Source organism: Bradyrhizobium denitrificans (assembly GCF_013179005.1).
In the GTDB taxonomy this organism is placed as follows: Bacteria; Pseudomonadota; Alphaproteobacteria; order Rhizobiales; family Xanthobacteraceae; genus Bradyrhizobium; species Bradyrhizobium denitrificans.
Genome location: NZ_JABFDP010000010.1, coordinates 224,620 through 249,663, shown reverse-complemented (window position 1 = coordinate 249,663; position 25,044 = coordinate 224,620). Strand labels below are relative to the sequence as shown.

General features: G+C 64.6%; 20 protein-coding genes. 11 read left to right on the top strand and 9 right to left on the bottom strand.

Features of this window, described 5'->3' with window-relative positions; all coding sequences use genetic code 11:
- Positions 1-635: 635 nt before the first annotated feature.
- Together HL671_RS13305 and HL671_RS13300 are read right to left on the bottom strand one after the other, a co-directional pair.
- Positions 636-1,268 carry a glutathione S-transferase family protein gene (locus HL671_RS13305; RefSeq protein WP_172236633.1) on the bottom strand — a complete coding sequence of 211 codons (633 nt, stop codon included), beginning with the start codon at positions 1,266-1,268 and terminating at the stop codon, positions 636-638.
- A gap of 220 nt (positions 1,269-1,488) precedes the next feature.
- Complete coding sequence (locus HL671_RS13300; protein ID WP_172236632.1) at positions 1,489-3,291, bottom strand: adenine deaminase; 1,803 nt, start codon at positions 3,289-3,291, stop codon at positions 1,489-1,491.
- Between the two features lie 268 nt (positions 3,292-3,559).
- Between HL671_RS13300 and HL671_RS13295 the strand changes: the two genes are divergently transcribed.
- Positions 3,560-4,897 (top strand): MFS transporter, encoded by a 1,338-nt coding sequence (locus HL671_RS13295; RefSeq protein WP_172236631.1) that lies wholly within the window; start codon positions 3,560-3,562, stop codon positions 4,895-4,897.
- 80 nt (positions 4,898-4,977) lie between these two features.
- On the opposite strand, the gene HL671_RS13290 is transcribed toward HL671_RS13295, so the two are convergent.
- Positions 4,978-7,119 (bottom strand): acetate--CoA ligase family protein, encoded by a 2,142-nt coding sequence (locus HL671_RS13290; protein WP_172236630.1) that lies wholly within the window; start codon positions 7,117-7,119, stop codon positions 4,978-4,980.
- A gap of 188 nt (positions 7,120-7,307) precedes the next feature.
- Here HL671_RS13290 and HL671_RS13285 point away from each other — a divergent pair, with 188 nt between their 5' ends.
- From HL671_RS13285 to frc, 3 genes are all read left to right on the top strand, one after another.
- Complete coding sequence (locus HL671_RS13285) at positions 7,308-8,039, top strand: GntR family transcriptional regulator (protein WP_012043251.1); 732 nt, start codon at positions 7,308-7,310, stop codon at positions 8,037-8,039.
- A 61-nt stretch (positions 8,040-8,100) separates the two neighbouring features.
- Complete coding sequence (gene oxc, locus HL671_RS13280) at positions 8,101-9,831, top strand: oxalyl-CoA decarboxylase (protein WP_172236629.1); 1,731 nt, start codon at positions 8,101-8,103, stop codon at positions 9,829-9,831.
- A 65-nt stretch (positions 9,832-9,896) separates the two neighbouring features.
- Positions 9,897-11,174 (top strand): formyl-CoA transferase, encoded by a 1,278-nt coding sequence (gene frc / locus HL671_RS13275; RefSeq protein WP_012043249.1) that lies wholly within the window; start codon positions 9,897-9,899, stop codon positions 11,172-11,174.
- Positions 11,175-11,376: 202 nt separating this feature from the next.
- Here frc and HL671_RS13270 read toward each other — a convergent pair whose 3' ends face one another.
- The 6 genes from HL671_RS13270 to HL671_RS13245 form a co-directional block, all read right to left on the bottom strand.
- Positions 11,377-11,946 carry a hypothetical protein gene (locus HL671_RS13270; RefSeq protein WP_172236628.1) on the bottom strand — a complete coding sequence of 190 codons (570 nt, stop codon included), beginning with the start codon at positions 11,944-11,946 and terminating at the stop codon, positions 11,377-11,379.
- 161 nt (positions 11,947-12,107) lie between these two features.
- Complete coding sequence (locus HL671_RS13265) at positions 12,108-12,587, bottom strand: peptidoglycan-binding domain-containing protein (protein ID WP_172236627.1); 480 nt, start codon at positions 12,585-12,587, stop codon at positions 12,108-12,110.
- Between the two features lie 217 nt (positions 12,588-12,804).
- A complete protein-coding gene (locus tag HL671_RS13260) occupies positions 12,805-13,584 on the bottom strand; it encodes a P-loop NTPase family protein (RefSeq protein ID WP_172236626.1) in 780 nt (259 codons plus the stop codon).
- A 33-nt stretch (positions 13,585-13,617) separates the two neighbouring features.
- Positions 13,618-14,979 carry a serine hydrolase domain-containing protein gene (locus tag HL671_RS13255; protein WP_246579482.1) on the bottom strand — a complete coding sequence of 454 codons (1,362 nt, stop codon included), beginning with the start codon at positions 14,977-14,979 and terminating at the stop codon, positions 13,618-13,620.
- Between the two features lie 279 nt (positions 14,980-15,258).
- Positions 15,259-16,482, bottom strand: a complete 1,224-nt coding sequence (locus tag HL671_RS13250) for an acyl-CoA dehydrogenase family protein (RefSeq protein WP_172236624.1) — start codon at positions 16,480-16,482, stop codon at positions 15,259-15,261.
- A gap of 52 nt (positions 16,483-16,534) precedes the next feature.
- A complete protein-coding gene (locus HL671_RS13245; RefSeq protein WP_012043238.1) occupies positions 16,535-17,488 on the bottom strand; it encodes a helix-turn-helix domain-containing protein in 954 nt (317 codons plus the stop codon).
- A gap of 321 nt (positions 17,489-17,809) precedes the next feature.
- On the opposite strand from HL671_RS13245, the gene HL671_RS13240 reads away from it, so the two are divergent.
- From HL671_RS13240 to HL671_RS13210, 7 genes are all read left to right on the top strand, one after another.
- The gene (locus HL671_RS13240; protein ID WP_244424421.1) at positions 17,810-18,163 is read left to right on the top strand and encodes a hypothetical protein; all 354 of its coding nucleotides are present in this window, start codon (positions 17,810-17,812) and stop codon (positions 18,161-18,163) included.
- Between the two features lie 282 nt (positions 18,164-18,445).
- The gene (locus HL671_RS13235) at positions 18,446-18,583 is read left to right on the top strand and encodes a hypothetical protein (RefSeq protein ID WP_012043236.1); all 138 of its coding nucleotides are present in this window, start codon (positions 18,446-18,448) and stop codon (positions 18,581-18,583) included.
- Between the two features lie 258 nt (positions 18,584-18,841).
- Positions 18,842-20,131 (top strand): oxalate/formate MFS antiporter, encoded by a 1,290-nt coding sequence (gene oxlT / locus HL671_RS13230; protein ID WP_172236623.1) that lies wholly within the window; start codon positions 18,842-18,844, stop codon positions 20,129-20,131.
- A gap of 245 nt (positions 20,132-20,376) precedes the next feature.
- Positions 20,377-21,693, top strand: coding sequence for an oxalate/formate MFS antiporter (oxlT, locus tag HL671_RS13225; protein WP_172236622.1), 1,317 nt, complete (start codon positions 20,377-20,379; stop codon positions 21,691-21,693).
- Between the two features lie 248 nt (positions 21,694-21,941).
- Complete coding sequence (locus tag HL671_RS13220; RefSeq protein ID WP_012043233.1) at positions 21,942-22,361, top strand: CBS domain-containing protein; 420 nt, start codon at positions 21,942-21,944, stop codon at positions 22,359-22,361.
- Positions 22,362-22,492: 131 nt separating this feature from the next.
- Positions 22,493-23,461, top strand: a complete 969-nt coding sequence (locus tag HL671_RS13215) for a quinone oxidoreductase family protein (protein ID WP_172236621.1) — start codon at positions 22,493-22,495, stop codon at positions 23,459-23,461.
- A 108-nt stretch (positions 23,462-23,569) separates the two neighbouring features.
- On the top strand, positions 23,570-24,958 hold the full coding sequence (locus tag HL671_RS13210) for a cation diffusion facilitator family transporter (RefSeq protein ID WP_012043231.1): 1,389 nt from the start codon (positions 23,570-23,572) through the stop codon (positions 24,956-24,958).
- The last annotated feature ends 86 nt before the right edge of the window (positions 24,959-25,044 follow it).

The following is a 25,044-nucleotide window of genomic DNA, read 5'->3' as shown; positions in this document are numbered from 1 at the left end:
ACCCGCCTCTGGACCAGGGTTTATGAGTCCACGCCCTAGTCCAACGAACACGTTTCCAGTGCCGCACCCGCAGTCAAGGAGCCGTCCCGCACCGTTAAGCCCGTGCCGGTTGACGATCCAGTCAAAGGCTTCCTGGGGATAAGGCGGCCGGAAACGGCGGTAGTGATCCGCAGTGCCGGCAAAAAGTCCAGTCATGGATGTCTCGTCGAAATTGTCGCTCGTGAGGGTACGAAGCCAGCCGGAAACGCCGCTCTTCTCGTATCGAAATAGCCGTCGTAGCGCCATTTCTTTCCGAGCCGGATCAGCTTGAAGCCGTCGTCTCGGCAAAGGACCTCGGCCTCGATTGTTACTTCTCTCGTTTTGAAGTCTCGGCCTTCAATGCTCCAGTCGGTGTGGGTGTGTCGCTCACAACGACATTGGACCATCGACTATTCCTCAAGCTGTTTGCTCATGCAGCAAGGAGGTCGTTCAAGAACTCTTACATTCAAATTGCGTTCGGATAATTGTCGATCGCAGGCCAGTTCTCGTCCAGCGTCAACGGAACGGCATGTCCTCTTTCAGGATTTGTCCGCTTGTATCAAGGTCAGCTCGCGCGCCAAAAGCTAACGCGCCATCTGCGATTACCTCGCCAGCACCTAGCTGCCCCACCAGCGCCGCGTGGCATGGCACGTCTCCAGGGCCCGCTGATAGCCGGTGCGGGCGCGCAGCCGCGTCATGTAGGGTTGCACCGGATCACCGAACACGACACCGACGTTCTTCCGCGCCATCTCGAGGGAGTAGCCCACGGAAATGTCCGCCGCGGTGAACGCATCGCCCGCCATGTAGGGGGCGCGCTCCAGTCGTCTGGTCACCAGGCTCAATCGGGTCGTGAACACATCCATCGCCTGACGCGCGCTCCAATTGTCGCGTTCGCTGTCCGGCGCAAGGTGCCGGGCGCCCGACACGAAAAAAAGCGAGGCGGCGAGGCCGGCCTCGCCGAGGTGAAGAAACTGCTGATAGGCGGGAAAGGCCGCATCCTGAGATGCGGGCGCCAGGGGCGACGGCCCATACCGTCCCAGGATGTACTCCATGATCGCGATGGACTCGACCATCGTGACATTGCCATCGCGGATCGCGGGAATGAAGCCGGCGGGATTGATCGCCAGGAACTCGGCATCGTTCTCGATCCCGGCCAGGAGATCCACGTCCCTGAGCCGATACGGCAGCCCCATCTCCTCCAGCAGCCAGACGACCCGGAAACCTCTGCCCTCTCCAAACACTGTGATCATCGCTTACGCCGTCCTCGGTTGTCCGCTCCCAAGGACGATTGTCCGTGAGCCAGCCCGACACGCGGGGGGATATTCTTTTTGGTGCCCCCGGCCACGGGCCGTCAGCGCGCGCCAAGCCGCTGCGGTCGTTCCGCGCGAGGCCGATCCGGCCCGACCGGCGCATGCGCGCTGCGGCGGCCGTGAAGGTCTTTGATCGCCATGCGCGGAGGCCGACCTTGGCTCATTCGAACAGCGGCGTCAGCTCCATCTGCGGCACCAGCACAAGGCCCTTGTCGGTGATGCGGATCTCCGGGATCACCGACAGCGGGATCAGGTTGAAGCCCATATAGGGAATGGTGCAGCCGGCGGCGGCCCATTCGGTCTTGAGCAGCTTCACCTCCTCGGCCACTTCGGTGATGCGCTTGTCGGACAGAAGTCCCGCGATCGGCAGCGGCACCATCGCCCTCACCTTGCCGTCGGCGACGACGCAGACGCCGCCTTGGTGGCTGCCGATCGCGGCGACCGCGACCTGCATGTCGGCCTCATTGGTGCCGGCGACGATGATGTTGTGGCTGTCGTGGCCGACGCTGGACGCGACAGCGCCGCGCGTCAGGCCGAAATCCTTCAACAGCCCGTGCGCGACGTTGCCGGCCGACTTGCCGTGCCGCTCGATCACCGCCACGAAGCAGAGGCCGTGGCGGGCGAACAGCGTCGGCCAGTCGCTCGCCGGCGCGATCGCGACCTTGTCGTGGATCAAGGTGATGCCCGGCAGCGCCGTCTTGATCGCATTGACCGTGCACGCCTTGGTCGGCAGCTCGGGCGTCAGCTTGACCTGCGCCGGCAGCTTCACCGTGGCATAGGCCGCCTTCGGATATTGATAGCGCTGCGACAGCGCCTGATCGAGACGCGGCGTGATCTTTCCGTTCTCGACCACGAGCTCGCCGCCATACCAGGTCGATTGCGGCTTCAACCCGTCGTCGAGCAGCACCAGATCGGCGCGACGGCCGCCGCCGAGGCCGCCGATCTCGCCGTCCATGGCGAAACGCGTCGCGCCATGCAGCGAGCCCATCGACCATGCCTGCTCCGGCGACATTCCGGCCTTCACGGCCTCGCGCACCACCCAGTCGAGCCCGAACAGCATGAGATCGTCGGCATCGCGATCGTCGGTGCAGACCGCCGTGCGCTTGTGCGAGGCGCCGAGCTCGGTGATGGTGCGGATCGCCTGCGGCAGGCTGTGCCACGGGGTCGTGGGCGGACCGCCGCGCAGAAAGATCCAGACGCCGGCATCGAGCAGGTCGTCGGCGATGTCGCGATCGATCGCCTCATGCGTGTCGGTGACTCCGCTCGCCGCATAGGCGGCGACGAACTCGCGGCCATAGACGTGGCCCGACACCGGGCGCCCGCGCTGCAGGGCCGCCGCCAGGATCGCATGGCTGCGCTCGTCGCCCATGCAGACCGGCACGAAATCCATCTTCTCGCCGAGCGCCACCGCCTCCGGCCAGCGGTCGAACAGGCCGGCGATCTTGTCCGGCGTGAGGTCGCCGCCCGCGGTCTCCAGCGCCGCCGAGGTCGCCGGCACGGTCGAAGGCACGGTCAGGAAGATCGACAGCGGCGCCTGCCGCGCGTCCTCCAGCATCGCCTCGACGCCGGCGACGTCCATGACGTTGCCGATCTCGTGGCTGTCACAGAAGATCGTCGTGGTGCCGTTGAGCAGCGCGGCTTCCGCATAGGCGCAGGCCGTGACCATCGAAGACTCGATGTGGATGTGCGGATCGACCAGCCCCGGCGCGATGATGCCGTCGGCGCCGTCGTAGATCGCAAAACCGCCGCCGAGCGCCTTGTGGGCGCCGGCCGGCTTCACCGCGGCCACCCGCCCTCCGGTGATCCAGAGCTCACGATTGGGGAGAATGCGCTCCGAATAGGTCGACAGCACCCGCGCGCCGGTGATGACGAGCTCGGGCGCGACACGCCCCGAGGCGACGTCGGCCAAGCGGCGCGTCATTGCGTGCAGGGGAGCGACGGAAAAGCGCGTGAGTTTGGTCATGGCAGGCTCGCTGAACGTGTCGGGGCAATCCGGCACGATCGTTGCGCGCGATGTCTTGGACGGCAAGTCCAAATACCGTCAAGCGCCTGCTCACCCCTTGAGCAGCGGTTCGGTGAGCACCGCTGGCGCCGTCCGCGCTCGATGGGGCGCGCCGTTCTCGAGACTCTCGTCGATATTGCGGCGCGTCACTCGCTGCCATCAAAGATGGTCGCGCGCACAGGAACGCGCGCTAGAACCATGAGTTGTCCGGCAATATCGGACGATTCAGATGTCGCACGAACTCGAAGTCAGGACGATCGCCAAGATCACCGCGCGCCTCGTTCCGTTCCTGGTGATCTGCTATTTCGTCGCCTATCTCGACCGGGTGAATGTCGGGTTCGCCGCACTCACCATGAACCAGGACCTCGGCCTCTCACAGACGGCGTTCGGCTTCGGTGCCGGCATCTTCTTCGTTGCCTATTTCATCTTCGAAGTCCCATCCAACCTGTTGCTGGAACGGTTCGGTGCGCGCAGATGGATCGCGCGGATCATGCTGAGCTGGGGCGTCCTGTCCGGATTGATGGCCTGTCTTCCCTGGATCTCGCGGGTGACGGGGCTTGGCCATGAGACCACCTTCTACGTTCTGCGCGTCCTGCTCGGTGCCGCAGAAGCCGGCTTCTTCCCGGGCATCATCTTCTATCTCACCCTCTGGTTTCCAGCCGAGTATCGCGCCAGGATCGTCGGCTACTTCATGGCCGCGATTCCGCTTTCGACCGTGATCGGCGCCCCGGTGTCGGGCGTCCTGCTGTATCTGCACGGCGGCTTCGGCCTTGCGGGATGGCAATGGCTGTTTCTCATCGAGGCGATCCCGGCAGTGATCCTGGCCGTCGTCGTGTTCTTCTATCTGACAGACCGCCCCGAGGACGCCGGCTGGCTGGCGCGCGATGAGCAGGAATGGCTCAGTCGCCGGCTCCTGGTCGAGCGGCGCCAGCGCGAGGCGTCCCGGACCTACACGGTCTCCGAGGTCCTGTTCGACCGGCGCGTGATCAGCCTCAGCCTGATTTATTTTGGCGCGGTCGCGACCAATTACGGCCTCAGCTTCTTCCTGCCGCAGATCGTCAAGGCATTCGGCCTCAACACCTTCCTGACGACTCTCGTGTCGGCGGCGCCCTACCTCGTCGGCGTCATCGGCATGGTCTGGTGGGGCCGGCGCTCGGACCGGGCTGCGGAGCGCACCTATCATGCGGCCATCCCGTTATTGGTCGCGTCGGGCGGCCTCGTCCTGGCCGTGCTGGTCGCCGATCCGAGCTTGAAGATGGTCGCCTTCTGTATTGCAGGATTCGGCATCTTCGCCTGCCTTCCGGTGTTCTGGACGTTGCCGACCGCCTTCCTGTCGGGTGCAGCGGCGGCCGCCGGAATCGCTGTCGTCAACTCGATCGGCAACCTCGCTGGCTTCGCCGGCCCGTTCGCGATGGGGTGGCTCAGGGACCAGACGGGCAGTTATACCGACGGCCTGTTGCTGCTCGCCGGGCTCGGCATCGTCGCGATGGGGATCGTGCTTGGTATCGGCCACGACACGGCGCTCGAGCGCGCCCCCTCAGGTGAGCACGCGGCGATGCGGGAGTGACCTAATTCATCTGCGCACACGAAAACGCCGCCCCGGTTTCCCAGAGCGGCGTCATTGGCAATCGTTCGCTTATCGCGCCCTTAGAGCAGGCCCGCGCCGCGCGCCCACTTGTACTTGGCGCCGAGCACCTCGACCGGGAGCTCGGTCGAATAGGCGTAGGCCGGGATGCCGTTCTGGTAGAGATATTCGGCGGCTTCCTCGACCTCGACGTCGCCGGCGAGCGAGGCGACGATCGGCTTGACGAAGCCCTTGGCCTCCATCTCCTTCTTCACCTCGACCATGTTGCGCGCGAACACCATCGGCGGGGTCACGATCGTGTGCCAATAGCCGAGGATCAGCGCATGGATGCGGTCGTCCGAGAGGCCGAGCTTGACCGTGTTCACGTAAGTGATCGGCGGCTCGCCGCCGGTGATGTCGACCGGATTGCCGGCGGCACCGAACGGCGGGATGAACTTGCGGAACGCGGCATCGAGGTCGGCCGGCATCGTCATCAGCGACAGGCCGTTGTCGACCACGGCGTCGGACAGCAGCACGCCCGAACCGCCGGCACCGGTGATGATGACGACGTTCTCGCCCTTCGGCGTCGGCAGCACCGGCACGCCGCGGGCGAATTCGAGCAGCTGGCGCAGGCTGCGGGCGCGAATCACGCCGGACTGCTTCAGCACGTCCTCATAGATCTTGTCGTTGCCGGCGAGCGCGCCGGTGTGCGACGAGGCGGCCTTGGCGCCAGCCGAGGTGCGGCCGGCCTTGAGCACGATGACCGGCTTCTTCTTGGAGACGCGCTTGGCGGCTTCCGCAAACGCACGGCCGTCCTTGAGATCCTCGCAGTGCTGCGCGATCAGGTTGGTGTTGGGGTCCTGCTCGAAGAAGGCGAGCAGATCGTCCTCGTCGATATCGGACTTGTTGCCGAGGCCGACGATCGCCGAGACGCCCATCTTGGCCGAGCGCGAGAAGCCGATGATCGCCATGCCGATGCCGCCCGACTGCGACGACAGCGCGGCGTGGCCCTTGACGTCATAGGCAGTGCAGAACGTCGCGCAGAGATTGGCCGGCGTGTAGTAGAAGCCGTAGATGTTCGGCCCCATCAGGCGGATGTTGTACTTCTTGCCGACCTCGACGATCTCGGCCTGCAGCTCCGGCGCGCCGGCTTCGGCAAAGCCCGAGGGGATCAGCACCGCGCCGGGGATCTTCTTCTCGCCGCATTCGGCGAGCGCGGCGGCGACGAACTTGGCCGGAATCGCGAATACCGCGGTGTCGATCACCCCGGGCACGTCCTTGACGCTCTTATAGGCCTTGTAGCCGAGGATCTCGGAGGCCTTCGGGTGGATCGGATAGATCTCGCCCTTGTAGCCGCCATTGACCAGGTTCTTCATCACCGAGTTGCCGATCTTGCCGTCCTCGGCGGAGGCGCCGATCACGGCGACCGCCTGAGGCTTCATGATGCGGTTCATCGCGGTGACGATTTCGTCGTTCGAGCGCGGCGCCGGGCGCGGCTTGTAGTCGAAATCGACGACGATGCGGACGTCGGCGGCGATCGCGCCGTTCTTGGTGGCGAACACCGGGTTGAGGTCGAGCTCGACGATCTCAGGGAAATCGCTGACCAGCTGCGACACCTTGACGATGACGTCCGACAGCGCCTCGCGGCTGACGGCGTCGCCGCCGCGCACGCCCTTCAGCATCTCGTGGGCCTGGATGCCGTCGAGCATCGACAGCGCGTCCTCCTTGGTGGCGGGCGCGAGGCGGAAGGTGACGTCCTTGAGCACCTCGACCAGCACGCCGCCGAGGCCGAAGGCCACCAGCTTGCCGAACGAGCCGTCGGTGATCGAGCCGACGATCACCTCGGTGCCGCCGGTCAGCATCTGCTGCACCTGGATGCCTTCGATCTTGGCGTCGGCCTTGTACTTCTTCGCATTCGCGAGAATGGTCTCGTAGGCCTTCTGCGCATCGTCGGCGGTCTTGACGCCGACGATGACGCCGCCCGCCTCGGTCTTATGGAGAATGTCCGGCGAGACGATCTTCATGACAACCGGGAAGCCCATATCGCCGGCAATCCTGGCCGCCTCGGCCGCCGACTTCGCCAATCCCTCCTTCGGCACCGGAATGCCGTAGGCGTCGCAGACCAGCTTGCCCTCGGGCGCGGTGAGGCTGGTGCGTTTATCCGCCTTCACCCGATCAAGTACGTCTCTGATCGTGGCCTTGGCGTTAGGGATGGCGTCAGACATGGGGCTTCCTCCTGGGGACTGGTCGTCGTTTATGGCATTTGGTATGCCAGAACCAAACTTTGTCAAGCGCGTCGAAGATGTGGAAACGCGGAAAAATAGGTCGCCTTGACAGTCTGGCATCTGGCATGCCAAAAATATTGGACGCAAAATGCTGTACACAGACATCTCCCAAGGAGAGGAGATCGGTCTTGTCTACAGAGAAAACGAACAAGGCATTGCCCATCATGGCCGAGGCCGACATCGCGATCGCTCGCATCGCGCCGGAGACGAGCTTCAAGAACAAGGCTTATGAGGCCTTGAAGGAAGCCATTCTCAAGATGGACATCTACGCCTCGCCCGAGCCCGTGATGCTCGACGAGCGCGCTCTGTCCGAGCGCCTCGGTGTCAGCCGCACGCCGATCCGTGAAGCCATTGCGATGCTCGAACAGGACGGCTTCGTGAAGACCGTGCCGCGCCGTGGCATCGTCGTGGTGCGCCGGACCAAGACCGAGATCGTCGACATGATCCGCGCCTGGGCGGCGCTGGAGAGCATGGCCGCACGCCTGATCACGACGATCGCGCGCAAAAAGGACATCACGGCGCTGCGCGACTATTTCAAGGATTTCGGCAAGGACCGTCCGCCGCAGGAGCACATCGAGGAATATTCCAAGGCGAACATCGCGTTTCATCAGGCGCTGATCTCGCTGTCGGAATCGCCGGTCCTGGTCGACATGACCAACGACATTCTGCTCCATGTGCGCGGCTACCGCCAGCTCACGATCGGCCGCACCGACCGAATCGCCGCGTCCCTGCCCGAGCATCTCGCGATCATCGAGGCGCTGGAGGAACGCAACACCGAGCTCGCCGAGAAGCGGGCTCGCGATCATACGCTTGGCCTTGCGACCTACGTCGAGACGCACGGCCAGGAATTGTTTAGCTGACAGGTTCAATCAGAAGAAGACGCGGAATGCGCCTTCGCTACACGACCAGGGAGAGAGGCGCATGGCGCAGACTGCTGTTAAGATTGAGGCGGAGACCCACGAGGAGCTCACCGACGGCTTCCATCTCGTCATCGACGCGATGAAGCTGAACGGCATCGACACGATCTACAACGTGCCGGGGATTCCGATCACCGATCTCGGTCGCATGGCGCAGGCTGAAGGCATTCGCGTGCTCTCCTTCCGTCACGAGCAGAACGCCGGCTATGCCGCGGCGATCGCCGGCTTCTTGACCAAGAAGCCCGGCGTCTGCCTCACCGTGTCAGCCCCCGGCTTCCTCAACGGCCTGACCGCGCTGGCGCATGCCACGACCAACTGCTTCCCGATGATCCTGGTCTCCGGCTCGTCGGAGCGCGAGATCGTCGACCTGCAGCAGGGCGACTATGAGGAGATGGATCAGCTCGCGATCGCCAAGCCGCTGTGCAAGGCGGCGTTCCGCGTGCTGCACGCCCAGGACATCGGCATCGGCTTCGCCCGCGCCATCCGCGCCGCGGTCTCGGGCCGTCCGGGCGGCGTCTATCTCGACCTGCCGGCGAAACTGTTCGGCCAGGTCATGAACGCGCAGGCCGGCGCAGCCTCGCTGGTCAAGGTGATCGATCCGGCGCCGGCGCAGATCCCGTCGCCCGACTCCGTCAAGCGCGCGCTCGACCTGCTGAAGAACGCCAAACGCCCGCTGATCATCCTCGGCAAGGGCGCGGCCTACGCCCAGGCCGACGACGCCATCAAGACCTTCGTCGAGAAGAGCGGCGCGCCGTTCCTGCCGATGAGCATGGCCAAGGGCCTGCTGCCCGACCTGCATCCGCAATGCGCCGGCGCGGCGCGCTCGACCGTGCTGAAGGACTCCGACGTCGTCCTGCTGATCGGCGCCCGCCTCAACTGGCTGTTGTCGCACGGCAAGGGCAAGAGCTGGGGCGATCAGCCGAAGAAGTTCATCCAGGTCGACATCGAGCCGAAGGAGATGGACTCCAACGTCGAGATCGCCGCCCCCGTGGTCGGCGACATCGGCTCTGTCGTCACCGCCTTCTCCGAGGCGATGGGCAGCAACTGGCCCAAGGCGCCGGCGGAGTGGACCTCGTCGGTGCAGAAGAAGCGCGAGGACAACGTCGCCAAGATGGCGCCGCGGCTGATGAACAACAACTCGCCGATGGACTATCACGGCGCGCTCGGCGTGCTCCGCACCATCATCAAGGAGCGTCCCGACGCGATCCTGGTCAACGAGGGCGCCAACACGCTCGACCTCGCCCGCGGCGTCATCGACATGTACCAGCCGCGCAAGCGGCTCGACGTCGGCACCTGGGGCGTGATGGGCATCGGCATGGGCTCGGCGATCGCCGCGGCCGTCGAGACCGGTAAGCCGGTGCTGGCGATCGAGGGCGACAGCGCCTTCGGCTTCTCCGGCATGGAAGTCGAGACCATCTGCCGCTACAATCTGCCGATCTGCGTCGTCATCTTCAACAATGACGGCATCTATCGCGGCACCGATCAGAATTCGGCGGGCACCGATCCGGCGACCACCGTGTTCGTCAAGGGCGCGCGCTATGACAAGATGATGGAGGCCTTCGGCGGCGTCGGAGTCAACGCCACGTCCCCGGACGAGCTGAAGCGCGCCGTCAACGAAGCGATGGATTCCGGCAAGCCGACCTTGATCAACGCCGTGATCGATCCCGCAGCCGGATCCGAGAGCGGCCGCATCGGCAACCTCAATCCGCAGAGCGCGCTGACCAAGAAGAAGTAAGGCCACCCGCAAGACATCACCTGCCCGCGAGATGCGGGATGACCAATCGTTACGGAGAGCAACACATGACCAAGGCGCTCGAGGGCGTTCGCATTCTCGACTTCACCCACGTCCAGTCCGGACCGACCTGCACCCAGTTGCTGGCCTGGTTCGGCGCCGACGTGATCAAGGTCGAGCGGCCGGGCGTGGGTGACATCACCCGCGGCCAGCTGCAGGACATTCCCAACGTGGACAGCCTGTATTTCACGATGCTGAACCACAACAAGCGGTCGATCACGCTCGACACCAAGAACCCCAAGGGCAAGGAGGTTCTGACCGAGCTGATCAAGAAGTGCGACGTGCTGGTCGAGAATTTCGGCCCCGGCGTGCTTGACCGCATGGGCTTCCCCTGGGAGAAGATCCAGGCCATCAACCCGAAGATGATCGTCGCCTCGATCAAGGGTTTCGGCCCTGGCCCTTACGAGGACTGCAAGGTCTACGAGAACGTCGCGCAGTGCACCGGCGGCGCCGCCTCGACCACCGGCTTCCGTGACGGCCTGCCGCTGGTCACCGGCGCGCAGATCGGCGATTCCGGCACCGGCCTGCACCTCGCGCTCGGCATCGTCACCGCGCTCTATCAGCGCACCCATACCGGCAAGGGCCAGCGCGTCACGGCTGCGATGCAGGACGGCGTGCTCAACCTCTGCCGTGTCAAGCTGCGCGACCAGCAGCGCCTGGAGCGCGGCCCGCTCAAGGAATACAGCCAGTTCGGTGAGGGCGTTCCGTTCGGCGACGCCGTGCCGCGCGCCGGCAACGATTCCGGCGGTGGCCAGCCGGGCCGCATCCTGAAGTGCAAGGGCTGGGAGACCGACCCGAACGCCTACATCTACTTCATCACCCAGGCCCCGGTCTGGGAGAAGATCTGCGACGTGATCGGCGAGCCCACCTGGAAGACCGATCCGAACTACGCCAAGCCGGCCGCCCGCCTGCCGCGCCTGAACGAGATCTTCGGCCGCATCGAGCAGTGGACCATGACCAAGACCAAGTTCGAGGCCATGGACATCCTCAACGAGTTCGACATCCCCTGCGGCCCGATCCTGTCGATGAAGGAGATCGCCGAGGACGAGTCGCTGCGCAAGACCGGCACCCTGGTCGAGGTCGACCACCCGACCCGCGGCAAATATCTCTCGGTCGGCAACCCGATCAAGCTGTCGGACAGCCCGGCCGAGGTGACCCGCTCGCCTTTGCTCGGCGAGCACACCGACGAGATCCTGCGCCAGGTGCTCGGCTTCAGCGACCACCAGGTCGCCGAGATCCACGATTCCGGCGCGCTCGATCCACCGCGCAAGGAAGCGGCGGAGTAAGCGGCGGCCTGACGCCAGACGACAGCAGGTGCGGTGCAATTGCCACCGCAGAGGCCTCCCATCGACACCAAGCCGCCGGCGTCGTCCGGCGGCTTTTTGATTTTCACCTACCGAGACCAGGATTTGCCCTGTCCTGTTACGCTTCTGCGCAGGATCCGGTCTCGTCCGTTGCCGTACTCTTCGCGCCGAGATCCAGCCGATCTCAGCCGGGCCGCACCGTTCCGTCTCTTGCCAGGCGATAGACAGGCTCCGGGTCGTCAGGACGCCTTGCCGCAAGCGCCGATAGTCGCTTGAGAGCCTTCTCGCGAATGGGCGCCGACAAATCGGACTGCGACAGAAGCTGGAGTTTCTCGACCGCCTCGCGCGTTCCAATATCGTGCAGTGCCCAGATGCACTTCACTGCCAAGGCGTAGTTGTCGTTGTAGGCAAGATAATCATGCTTGCGCAACGCGGTCCGATACAGGCAGTCAATCGTGGACGGCAAACGCAAGTTTTGGAGGGCGTGGGCTATGTCTTCGTGACTGTCGTGCCAATCCTCTTCCACTAGCTTGAACAGCAACGGAGCCCATTGCCGTGAGAGACCAAAACGAAATGCGAGGATAAGCGCATATTTGAGGTTATCGGGCGATCTGTCTGTGAGACTCTCCTCAAGCTCGGTGCGAACGATCTCGGGCGTCGTTCGTGGAACTGCACCAAATTGCGCGATGAAGGAGTTCTCCGAAACGCTTCCTTGCACAAGGTCCCAAATGAGGCGTCTTTTCGCGGCGTCCATGTCCTGCTCCAAAGTCCATCCCGCCCGACTCCGTCGCCAAGCCAATGGCAACAACGGGCGTCGATCTTGGCGCACTCTCTCGGCTGTTGATAACGGACTGCGATGGTCTGCTCTTTGAGCGACGGCGCTGGCGTCTTCCGACGATCTCACGGCTGGGCGAGCTACCTGCCGAATATTCCGCCCACCACCCGGTGCATCGCCCCGCCGATCGCGCCGATGGGGCCTCCCGCATTGCGCGAAGAGCGCGCACGCCCGCCAGCGTGACGACGGGCTTGGCGGTCGGATTTGGCAGCCTCGGTCGCGGCGGCCATCAGCACCTTGTGCTGCGCGGCATTCAGGAAGCCGGTCGCGGGGTAGCCGCGCTCCTCCTGCCAGCGCGCGATGGCCGCGCGGGTCTGGTCGTCGAACGTCCCATTGATCTTGGTGCCGAACCCAAGCCGTGTCAGCCCCCGTTGCACGGCACGGCGCTTCGCCTTGGTGAGGCCGATCTGGTTCTCGGTCTGCTGATCTGCGTCCGCGGTGGCGACCGCAGTCTCAGCGGGGGCGCCCGAGTCACGAGGTGAACTGCTCAGACCCGCGTTCGCACCAGGCGCGCTCGCGACGATCGTCAGGATGGACAATGCCAGGATCAAGGCGCGCATGGCCCTTCCCTACCTCTCAAGCCTGCCGATGATTCGCCCTGCCGTGAGAAGAGCGCAATCCCGCGTGGCTGCAGATCAACCGCCACCCGTCCTGCACGGTTCCCGAGACTGGCGTCGATTGTTACATCGCACCGCACCCTGGACATAGGACCTGGGCAAAATCTGGACCGTCTTGCCGAAGATGGTCTGAATGCCCCTGCGGCAACGAATCCAGTCATCAGTCCAAATTCGTCATCTCGGCAGTCCCGTGTGGGTGCATCAGAATGGTATCGATGGTCGCTTCGTATTTCGACCATTCCCTTCCCGAGTTCTCGATGCTGATCTTCGGGATATCCAGCTCTGCGTAGAGCCGGTCGGTGAGCTTGCGATAATGACGGTACAACTCGATGAGCCCGTCAAGGCCAATCAGGCCGTGCCTGACGGCATAGGGCGATCCCAGTTTCCAGTCGACCTGATATGTCACCCATGCATCGCCACGCTCGGCAGCGACCGTTCTGATCGCCCGGTCAACGTCATCCTGATTAAAGTAGATCAGCAAGGGACATAAGGGCTTGATGGCAGCCACAACCTCACGAATGTAGCCACGAATCAGGGCCGTGTCGGCATCAAGCAGGAACAATGACGTCAGATTGCCATGGAAAAGTTGCCCATCGACAACGGTGATGCGCTCTGACATCGAGGCCGTATTGACGTAGGTTCGCCAGCATGCGGCGGCCGATTTTGCCAGTTGCGTTGCCGGCATGTCCGCCCACGGCTCGTTCCAATCGAAGCGGATTGGATGTGGGCTGACGCCCTCGGTGATGCCGAGGGCGGCGATGCCGGATCCATTCAATCGATTTGCGATTCGCCGTACGCTCGTCGACTTGCCGGATCCCATGATCCCTTCGACGATCACAAGTTTGGAGCGGATGCTGCAAACGGGCCGGGTCATAACGACGCGATAATAGCGTGTCTCATGCGCCACCACCAGCGAAGCTTCTTCTGCTCGCTGCGCCATCTCAGACGTCGCGAGCCGATTGCTGCCTGCAGATCACTGCGGCAGCGCCACCGCGGCGATTTGCATGACGCCAAGCTGGTCGAACAACTCGATCCGTTCACCGTTCAGCACTGGAATGTAGCAGCGACGTCTGGCCTCCGAGATCAAGATACAAAGCTTGTTCTCCGCGACCGTCCATGTCCCGGTTGCAGGTCCAAGGGACTCGTCCCAGTGCGGATAGGTCATCCGGCCATCAGGCTCGAAACGCATTGTGAACGGACCATTCCTGAGCTTGGCACCGAAGCTGATCGTCTTGCCCTTGAATGTCGCGGCCAGGGTCTCACCTGTCGGTCGTTCGCCGGTCGCTGCGGTGAGCGAGGCGTCGGGGCCGGGATCATGGCCCGCGGCCTTCAGGATCAGCCAGAAGAACCTGGCCATGCTGCGCATGGAAGGTTCGGTGGAGGGCGTGTCGCGGTCGACGCGGTGCACCACGATGAGGTCGAGTGCGGGCACAACCAAGGCGTATTGGCCGCCGGCACCTTCGGCCCAAAAGCTGCCCTCGGGCAAGGTCACCGTCGGCGCAACGGCACCGCCCAGAAACCCGTTCCACCAGAGATAGCCATAGCCCAGCCCGGACGGCGCTCTCGAATAGGCACGCGTGCTCTCTTCCACCCACTCCTGTGGCACGATCTGGTGTCCGCCCCAATAGCCCTTGTGCAGATACAGAAGCGCAAAACGCGCCAAGTCCCGTGCGCTCATGCGGATCGCATAGGCGGGATGGATCGACGCTTCGCCGCGGACGTAGCTGCCATCCTGTGGCCGGTAGTCCTGCATGCCGATCGGCTTTGCGATCTTCTGGTCGAGCGCCTCGAAGATGCCGGTGCCGGTTGCGTGCTCGTAGATCGTGCCGAGCGCGTTGAAGTCCCAATTGTTGTAATACCAGAAGGTGCCGGGCGGGTGGCTGCCGCGCGGCGGTCTCATCCTGGCCATGTCCGGCGTCTCGTAGAGCGCCGCGTGGTAGACCCCGGAACGCGCTTGCAGGAGTTCGCGCACCGTCGCGCCCTTCTCGATCCCGGTCAGGCCAGGCGGATGATCGTCGATGCCGAGCTCGCCAAGCGTGCTGCCGAGGCTGATCAGGTGATCCGACATTGCGATGCCGATCAGGGCGCTGAGCAGGCTCTTGCGGATTGACTCGAGCGCCGTCGGCTTTGTCGTATTGCCCCACTCGGCCACAACCTTTCCGTGCTGAACGATCACAACCGCGCTCGAACGAATCTGATCCGAAAAGGATCGCGCTTGAGCCAATTCGGTCTCTGACCAGCCCACTTGTGCAGGGGTGACGCGCTCCCACTCCGCTGCTGGGAAGCCATCTTCAGCTGTGGCAGGCCCGAACCGGACCAAAGCGCCGAGCAGCATGACGGCGAAAACAATCTGGCGAATGCGCATTGGATCCCACGCTGCGAGCTCGACCCGATCGCAGCATAATACTCATCAAGCGCTTTGACAGCGTGGTATCGCGTCAAAACATTTTCCGGCTTTCCAATCTGCCAGATGTCATGTCGGTGCGTGTGCGTGGCCCGTGACGTCTTCCTTGCGAGAGATCACGGATCACCGCTCTCGCCGAAACGATCGGCGCGCCCCCTCCCCGCCGCCTCACAAGCTCGGCCACGCGGGGCCGCCATTCGTTGTTCGCCATCACCCGACGGTCGACAGCGGGTCATAGTCCGGCGCGGACAGGATGGCCTGCAATTGGCGCCGGCGCACGCCATTGTTGCCCCCGTCGAACAGCGGGAACGCCATCGCGTCCTGCAACCAGCCGGCCAGCGGCAATTCGTGATCGTAGGAATCGATGCCGACCACCCGCATCAGATCGACGATGACACCGACGGCCATCTCCGAGCAGAACACCTTGGAATGCAATGCGAGTTCGGCTGCGCCGGGCAGGTTGGCGTCGGCCGCCCAGCACGCCCGCCAACTCAGCGCGCGCGCGGCCTCCAATTTGCCTTTGGCGTCGGCGAGCGCGAAAGCCACCGCCTGGTGGCCAAGGATCGGATGCGCGCCGCCGCGCGTCTCGGTCGCGGCGAATCCATACGCGAAGGCGAACGCGGCGCGCATGACCGCCGTCGCGAACACACCGACCAGCGCCGCCGTGGCGATGAAGCTGCCCGCCACCAAATCGCGCGCCCCGCCGATGGCGCCGATGGTCGCGGATTCCGGCGCCTTCACATTCTCGAATCGGAAACGCGGGGTCAGGTGCCCCTTGAAGCCGAGAGAATCGTGGGCCCGCTCCAGCACGATGCCGCTGGTCGGCCCCTCGATGCCGATCAGCGTCAGGCCTGTGCCGCCGTCCGGCGTCCGGGTGCGCGCGACCACCGTGAGGACATCGGCGCCGCGCCCGTCCCATCCCGTCGCCGCCGACACCCATTGCTTGCGGCCATTGATGGTCCATTCTCCGTCGGCGAGCTCCGCTGTCGTGCGCGTGCCCTCAGGCGCGTCGAAATTGGCGCTGCCGCCGGGTTCGCTGTTGCACAGCGCGGCGAGCGGCGCGCCCTTCTGCGATGTGAACGGCGCAATCCAACGCCTGTGCTGCTCGGGCGTGCCGGCCATGAAGATGGGCGTGAGCCCCAAAAGATTGGCGAGCATCGTCAGCGTGACGTTGACATCGACGGCGTGAAACTCCTCCGCCACCACGGCCATGTCGACGACGCCCGTTCCGCCGCCGCCGAACGGCACCGGCACGAGCCGGGCCAGAAATCCCTCGCGCACGAGGTCCTCATAGACCGGCCTGGTGGCCCGAAACCGCGTCTCGGGAGTCGACTCCTTCGCCAGCAGCGCCGGCACCTCCGACAGCCGCGATTTTGCGAAAGCGCGCGCCTTGGCGCGCAGGTCGGCCTGGGCGGGCGAAAGCGAGAAGTCCATGGGCGCCTCCTTGAGCGGGAATGGCTCAAGCTAGCGCCCCGGCGCGCGGCGGCTATGGCGTGGAGCGAACGGCCAGTGGCGGCAGGCGAACCCGCGCGGCGCGATACGCCGCCGGCGTCTCGCCGAACCGCGCCTTGAAGGCGCGGTGGAACGTCGAGAGGTCGCTGAAGCCACACTCATAGGCGATCTGCGCAACCGAGCCGCCGCCGGCGGCAAGCGCCTGCGCCGCCGCCTCCAGACGCAGTCCGGCCAGCGTCTCGCCGAACGACGCCCCGCCGCCCGCGAGGAGTTTTTGAATGTGGCGCTCCGACACGCCGAAGGCGCGCGCCGCGCGCGCGGCGCTCAGCGTGGCATCGCGGAAGTTCTGGCCGATATAGTCGCGAACATGCGCGGCCGTCAGTCCGCGCACGGGGGCCTCATCGAGGCTGTCGGCGGCGGACGCGAGTAAATCCAGAAAGCAACGCGCGGCGGCCGCGGCAGCCGTGGGCGTGCTCGCCGGATTCAGCGCCAGGCCGGCGCAGCCCAGCAGCAATCTGGCGATCTCGCGCGCGGCCGGGGTGCGCGACAGGGCGACGCCTCCGCGCGCCATCAGTTCGGGCGGTGCCAGCGCGCGCGGCAGACCGGCGCAGATCAATTCGAAGGGTTCGCGATGGGCGATCGCGAACGGCGCGAGCGTGTCGGCGACGGCCAGATCGAACGGCGCGGTCCTGCGTTCGCGCCCGCCCTGGGCCGTCACGCCGACGCCTGCCACCTGCAGGTTGACAAACACCAGATCGGCTCGGGCGCTGCGCGCGTGCTCGGCGCGCCGCCAGACACCATGGGCGCTCGCCCGAACGCGCGACAGCTTGAGGTCGCCCAGATCCGCCTGATCGATCACACCGGCAAAAGGCGCCCCGCGCGGCCCTTCGAAATCGAGCCTCACAAACGCGTTGGCGAGCCCCTCCGCCCAGGCGCCCGCCGGATCGGCGTCCTGCGCGCCCGCGCGCCAACTGCGCCGCATGGCCATGGGAATCTCCTCGGACCGCCCGCGGCTTTCGCCGCTCTCGCCCTCAGGCTAGTCCCGTCGCCGCCGGCGCAGCAAGTTTCATGCAGAACAAGGCCATGCAGGGTTGGCGGCTCGCTGCGGTCAGGCGAACTGGCTCGCATAGCTCTCCCGGGATTGATGATGTCCCTGAGCAAGACTGAGAGCGCGGCAAAACAGCACAATCTAGGGTGGACATTTTGTCGCAGATAAGGTAGCGAGGTAGGCAGTCTGCATATTCATACCGGCTTTATGCTTTAAGGAATTCATATAGTGACTGACCGGCGAGACGAGCTGGAAGCTCTGTTGAAGCACGAACGCCTCGAAAAGGTCCAAAACTACACGACGCGCGGCAGGCGGTTCCAGCTTTTGCCCGACACCGACCTGGTCGACTACTGGGTCCTGACGATGAACCATTGGGCCGACGGCTCCAGCGAGTTCACATCGCAAGACATCGATGATTGCCAATCGGAGCTGATGCTTAGACGGATCGATCCCCCCTTCGATCGCGTCACTAAGATCTGGGAGCGTGTTGCGCAGCGCGCTGAGCTCCATCTCAGCCTGATTGATCAGGACCTTGCCGGGCGGGCCGCCGTGGAAGCCTTGTTGGAGCACCAGCTTGAGCAGCTACGCCTGCAAACTGAGCGCCCGAAGCATTAGCGGGGACCGAGCGCCGCTGCCGCGCCAGGGCTCGACCGCGCGATCAGGCGCAGGACAATCTACTGAAGTATCTTGTTACCGTTTTCACGCCGGGATCCGCGCATTGGGCGGCTCTTTCGGTATGAGAGGAACACTTTCGATTGGATTTTCAAATTGTAACATTGCTGCTGCAGCGCAAAATTCTCATACCGCCATGCAATAAGACGCGTTGTATCTGGCATCTGGTATACGTAAATTCTCCTCAGTCAGAACGTCCTACCGCCTCACTGATGGAGAAAGTCCATGGCCAAGACCGTCGCCCTTCCCCTCGTCCAGCCCGTCTCCCTGTTCGGCCGCCTGCTCGCCGCCCTCGACCGCGTGCTGATGACGAGCGCCCGCGCCGCCAACCGCAACGGCGACCTGCCCTATTTCGGCCTGTGATGGCCCGTTCCGGCAACTGCGGCCCGCAGTGCCGGATTAGTTCGACTTAAGTAACCTCCCGACTGATGGCTCCGGTAATTTACCGGGGCCATTTTTTTGTGCTTTGCTGGTTCCCGGAGGCGTTCGATTCAACCTCGGCGGGTTCGCCGGTATGCGACATAGTGGCGCGACGGGTCTTGAGCCGCTTGAGCGCTGGCATAAGGCATACAAGGATGGGTCCAGCGCCATAGACAAAGCAAAAGCGCATTGGGAGGACACATGACGGATTTGGCTCACGCGGGGGCCCCCGCAACAGCAAGAGTAAGCGACGCCTATCGCTGGACACAGCTCGTCGTCGGCGTCGCCGCAATGGTGATGATCGCCAACTACCAATATGGCTGGACCTTCTTCGTCCCCGACATCGCCAAGACTTTCGGGTGGGATCGCGCCTCGATCCAGTGGGCCTTCACGCTGTTCGTGCTGTTTGAAACCTGGCTGGTGCCGGTCGAGGGCTGGTTCGTCGACAAATATGGCCCGCGCATCGTCGTCCTCGTCGGCGGCGTGCTCTGCGCCATCGGCTGGATGATCAACGCCTACGCCACCTCGCTCAACGGCTATTACCTCGGCATGATCATCGCCGGCATCGGCGCCGGCGGCGTCTACGGCACCTGCGTCGGCAATGCGCTGAAATGGTTCCCGGACAAGCGCGGCCTCGCCGCAGGTATCACCGCCGCCGGCTTCGGCGCCGGCTCGGCGCTGACCGTGGCGCCGATCCAGGCCATGATCCGCGACTCCGGCTTCCAGACCACCTTCCTGTATTTCGGCCTCGGCCAGGGCATCATCATCGTCATCCTCGCCTTCTTCCTGTTCGCGCCGAAGGAAGGCCAGGTGCCGGCCGTGGCCCAGAACACGAATCTGGTGCAGAGCCGCCGCAACTACAATCCGACCGAAGTGATCCGCCAGCCGATCTTCTGGCTCATGTACTTCATGTTCGTCATCGTGGGCGCCGGCGGCCTGATGGTGACGGCCAATCTCAAGCCGATCGCCGGCGACTGGAAGGTCGACAACATTCCGGTGACGCTGATCGGCATGACCATGACGGCGGTGACCTTCGCAGCGACCATCGACCGCGTGCTGAACGGCTTGACGCGTCCGTTCTTCGGCTGGATCTCCGACATGATCGGCCGCGAGAACACGATGTTCATCGCCTTCGGCATGGAAGGCATCGGCATCTGGGCACTGTATATGCTGGGCCACGATCCGATCTGGTTCGTGATCCTGTCGGGCTTCGTGTTCTTCGCCTGGGGCGAGATCTACTCGCTGTTCCCCTCGACCTGCACCGACACGTTCGGCACCAAGTTCGCGACCACCAATGCCGGCCTGCTCTACACCGCCAAGGGCACGGCGGCGCTGCTGGTGCCGATCGCCAACTACATGCAGCAGTCCTCGGGCAGTTGGGACCAGGTGTTCATGATCGCGGCCGGCGCCAACATCCTGGCCTCGCTGCTCGCGATCGCGGTGCTCAAGCCCTGGCGCAAGGTGGTGGTCGAGAAGTCGATGCTGTCCTGACCGCCTTCGCACTGCAGCGAAAAATAAACTGGAACGATTCAATACAGCGAACGCTCGGCATTTTGCCGAGCGTTTTCCTTTGCTTGGCCGCCTGACCCGACTTGGTTGCAGGGCAACATCGCCAAGCCTCTGGCATGCGCCATATTGCAGGCTGGAATATATTATACCAGAATGTCACGACGCGCAGATGAGGCGCACGCTGCCTGCGGCGGCGACCTCGAAGAGAGCGCGGTTTGGGAGGATTCATGGTTTCCAGCACAGAGGCGTCACCGCCCGCCCCGCCGCACTCCAGCGGCTTCCGGTGGATCCAGCTTGCGATGGGCATCGTCTGCATGGCGATGATCGCCAACCTGCAATATGGCTGGACGTTGTTCGTCGATCCGATCGATGCGAAGTACCATTGGGGTCGCACCGCGATCCAGCTGGCCTTCACGATCTTCGTCGTCACCGAGACCTGGCTGGTGCCGGTCGAGGCCTGGTTCGTCGACAAATACGGCCCGCGAATCGTCATTATGTTCGGCGGCGTCATGATCGCGCTGGCCTGGGTGCTCAACTCTTATGCCGACTCGCTCACCCTGCTCTACGCGGCCGCGGTTGTCGGCGGCATCGGCGCCGGCGCGGTGTACGGCACCTGCGTCGGCAATGCGCTGAAATGGTTTCCCGATCGCCGTGGTCTTGCGGCCGGTGCGACCGCCGCCGGCTTCGGCGCGGGCGCCGCGCTGACCGTGGTGCCGATTGCCAGCATGATCGCCGCGAGCGGCTATCAGAGCGCGTTCTTCACCTTCGGCATCGGCCAGGGCCTGATCGTGTTCGTCCTCGCCTTGTTCCTGCGACCGCCGAGCCATGCCGCGCCGGCGCGCAAGAAGCAGCTCAATCTGCCACAGACCAAGATCGACTACACGCCGCCGCAGGTGCTGCGCGCGCCGATCTTCTGGATCATGTATCTGGTGTTCGTGATGGTCGCGTCCGGCGGCCTGATGACCGCCGCTCAGATCGCGCCGATCGCCAAGGATTTCGGCATCGCCAATGAGCCGGTGTCTCTCGCCGGCTTCCAGATGGCGGCGCTGACCTTCGCAATCTCGCTCGATCGGATCTTCGACGGCTTCGGTCGTCCGCTGTTCGGCTGGGTCTCGGACAATATCGGGCGCGAGCACACGATGTTCATCGCCTTCGGCACCGCCGCGCTGATGCTGCTGACCTTGTCGACCTACGGGCACATCCCGCTCGTCTTCGTGCTCGCGACGGCGGTGTATTTCGGCGTGTTCGGCGAGATCTACAGCCTGTTCCCGGCGACCTCGGGCGATACGTTCGGCAGCAAATACGCGACCACCAATAACGGCATGCTGTACACGGCGAAGGGCACCGCGTCGCTGCTGGTCCCGCTCGCGAGCCTCGTCTCGGCCAAGTATGGCTGGCAGGCCGTGTTCGTGATCGGTGTCGCGCTGAATGCCACCGCGGCATTGATGGCGCTGTTCGTCATCAAGCCGCTGCGCCGCGCCTTCATTCTCGGCAAGGAGGCGACCGCGACGACCCCTGCCGCGCAGGATGCACGGACGGCCTAGCCTCTCACGACGAGCAGATCCCAGGACAGGGGGAGAGAGGCGCATGCATGCGCCTCTCCTTTTTGTTTAGGCTGCGCTCGCATGCCAGATGCCACCACAGGGCAGCTTTACCGTTCTCAACCTGCTGATCTGGCAGCAGGACTGACGCATCCGCCGACCGCTCGCATAAAAATCCATCACGGCGATTGACTTCTGGCATAACGTATACCAGACTTCACCCGTTCATTAGATCAAACGGGAGGGTTGCCATGAAAGTCGGAGACATCCTGCGCAACAAGACAGCGCGCGTGATTACGGTGCGAATGAACGAAACCGTCGGCGTCGCGGCGCAGCTGATGCGGGCCGGCAATGTGAGCGCCCTCGTCGTCAAGGACGTCGTCCGTACCGAGGGCAACACTGCCGCAGGCATGTTCACCGAACGCGACGTCGTCCGCGCCATCGCCGAGCATGGCGCCGCCGGCGTCAACTTGAAGGTCTCGCAGCTGATCTCGCCGCAGCGGCTGATCTCCTGCAGCACGACCGACACGCTCGAGCATGTGCGCCACCTCATGAACGTGCACCACATCCGCCACCTGCCCGTGATCGACGATTTCGCGCTGGCGGGCGTCATCAGCATGCGCGACGTGTCGTCCGCCTTCGACGAGGCCGCAGCCCCGGTCGCCGCCTGATCCGTCCGGCGGATCAACGGAACCGCGTCGTCCTCACCGGAGTCTTGTCGAAGCAACGCGCCGCCTGCTAGGCGGTGCGTGGCCGAGAGCGGCCGCAAGCCCCGCTCCGTTTGACCCGACAGGATTCCGTGATGAAAGCCTATGTCTACGGCGCCCAGGGCGCCGCGATCACCGATGTCGCCAAGCCCACGCCGACGGGCACCCAGGTGTTGGTGCGCGTGCGCGCCTGCGGCCTCAATCGCGCCGACCTCGGCATGACCAAAGGACATGCGCACGGCGCCGCCGGCGGCGTCGGCACCGTGCTCGGCATGGAATGGGCCGGCGAGGTCGCCGAGCTCGGCCCCGACGCCAAGGGCCTGAAGGTCGGCGACAAGGTGATGGGATCGGGCGCCGCCGCCTTCGCCGAATACACCCTCGCCGATCATGGCCGGCTGTTCCACGCGCCGTCGAACATGAATTTCGACGAGGCCGCAACGCTGCCGATCGCACTCACCACCATGCACAACGCCGTCGTCACCAATGGCGCGTTGCAGCCGGGCCAGCGGGTGCTGATCCAGGGCGCGAGCTCCGGCGTCGGACTGATGGCGATGCAGATCGCGAAGCTCAAGGGGGCCTCGCTCGTGATCGGCTCCTCCACCGATGCGACGCGCCGCGCGCGTCTGACGGAATTCGGCGCCGATCTCGCGATCGATTCCAGCGACCCCGCCTGGGTCGATCAGGTGCGCGAAGCCACCGCCGGCGAGGGCGTCGATCTGATCGTCGACCAGGTGTCCGGCAGTGTCGCCAACCAGAACCTCGCCGCGACCAAGGTGCTCGGACGCATCGTCAATGTCGGTCGCCTCGGCGGCACCCATGCCGACTTCAATTTCGATCTCCACGCAGCCCGCCGCATCACCTATGTCGGCGTCACCTTCCGCACGCGCTCGATCGCGGAGATCCGCGAGATCTTCGCCGAGGTGAAGCGCGACATCTGGGGCTCCGTGGAATCCCGGACATTGCGGCTTCCGATCGACAGCGTCTTCGCGTTCGACGACATCGGCCGGGCATTCGCCCGCATGGAAGAGAACAAGCATCTCGGCAAGATCGTGGTGACCTTGTGAGCCGAACGGCCTGATATTTAGACGCAATCAAAACAGTGCACGGCAAACACGGTTTCGGCGCGCGATGCCGGCTTTCACGGCGGGGCATCGGCTGCTAAATCCGCGCCCATGAACGACGCCGTCTCCCATGTCGATTCCGGAAAGGTCCGCGTCGCTGCGATTTCGATCGCGGCGAGCGCCAGCATGGCCGCGGCGAAGTTCGTCGTCGGCGTCCTGATCGGCAGCCTCGCGCTGGTCTCGGAGGCGTTGCACAGCGCGGTAGACGTCGTCGCGACCGTCATCACCTGGATGGTCGTTCGGGTATCGGACCGGCCCGCCGATGACGAACATCATTATGGCCATGGCAAACTGGAGAGCCTGTCGGCACTCGGCGTGATCGCCCTGCTCTACGTGCTTGCCGGCGGCGTGCTGGTCGAATCGGTCAGCCGCTTGCGCGAGGCGGCGCCGCCGCCGACGCTCTCGGCCGTTCCATTCCTGGTTCTGCTCATCGACATCGCCGTCAACTTCTGGCGCGCCCGCGCGCTGCATCGGGCGGCTCACGAGACGCACAGCCAGGCGCTGGCGGCGGATGCGCTGCATTTCGCCTCGGACGTGCTGGGCTCGGTCGCCGTGATCGCCGGTCTTGTGCTGACGGCGCTCGGATTCTGGTGGGGCGATTCCGCCGCGGCCATCGCGGTGGCGCTGATGATCTCGGTGCTCGGCCTGCGGCTGGCGCGCTCCACCGTGGAAACCCTGCTCGACCGCGCGCCGGACGGGGCGGCCGAGAAGGCGCGCGCCGCGATCCGGTCCGTGGCCGGCGTCGTCGACGTCGAGCGGCTGCGCGTCCGCCTCGTCGGCGCGACGCATTTCGTCGATGCCACGGTGCAGGTGCCGCGCACCTACCCGATCGACCGCGTTCATGACATCAAGCGCGACGCGCAGGCCGCCGTCGATGCCAGCCTCGCCGGTGCGGACGTGACCTTCACGACCGTGCCGGTCGCGCTGAGCAATGAGAGCGTGCGCGAGCGCATCATGGTGATCGCGCGCAATTCCGGCCTCGCCATCCATCACGTCACCGTCCACGACGTTGGCGGACGGCTGATCGTGGCCATCGACCTCGAGGTCGACGGCGACATGACCCTGGTCGCGGCGCATGCGATCGCGCACGAGCTGGAGCGCAGCATCCGCGAGGAGTTCGGCGCCGACGTCGAGGTCGACACGCATATCGAACCGCTGGAGCCGGAATTACCGTTCGGCGTCGACTCACCGCCCGAGTTTGTTGCGCAGATCGCAGCAGCCTTGCAGCGCTTCGCGGCCGAGACCGACATGTACGACGTGCACAATGTCCGCGTCCGCAACACCGAAGCCGGCGAGATCGTCAACTTTCACTGCCGCGCCGCGCCGTCCATGAGCGTGCTGAAGGTGCACGACAATGTCGATCACATCGAGCGCGGGCTGCGGCGCGCGTTCCCGAGCGTCAAGCGCGTCATCAGCCACGCCGAGCCGCCACACGGCTAAAGTCTAAACGTCACGCTCCGTTCCCGCTTCGGACTCGCTCCGCCGGCTTTTTGCCATGGCAAATCCGCATTGGATAAGATTTATTA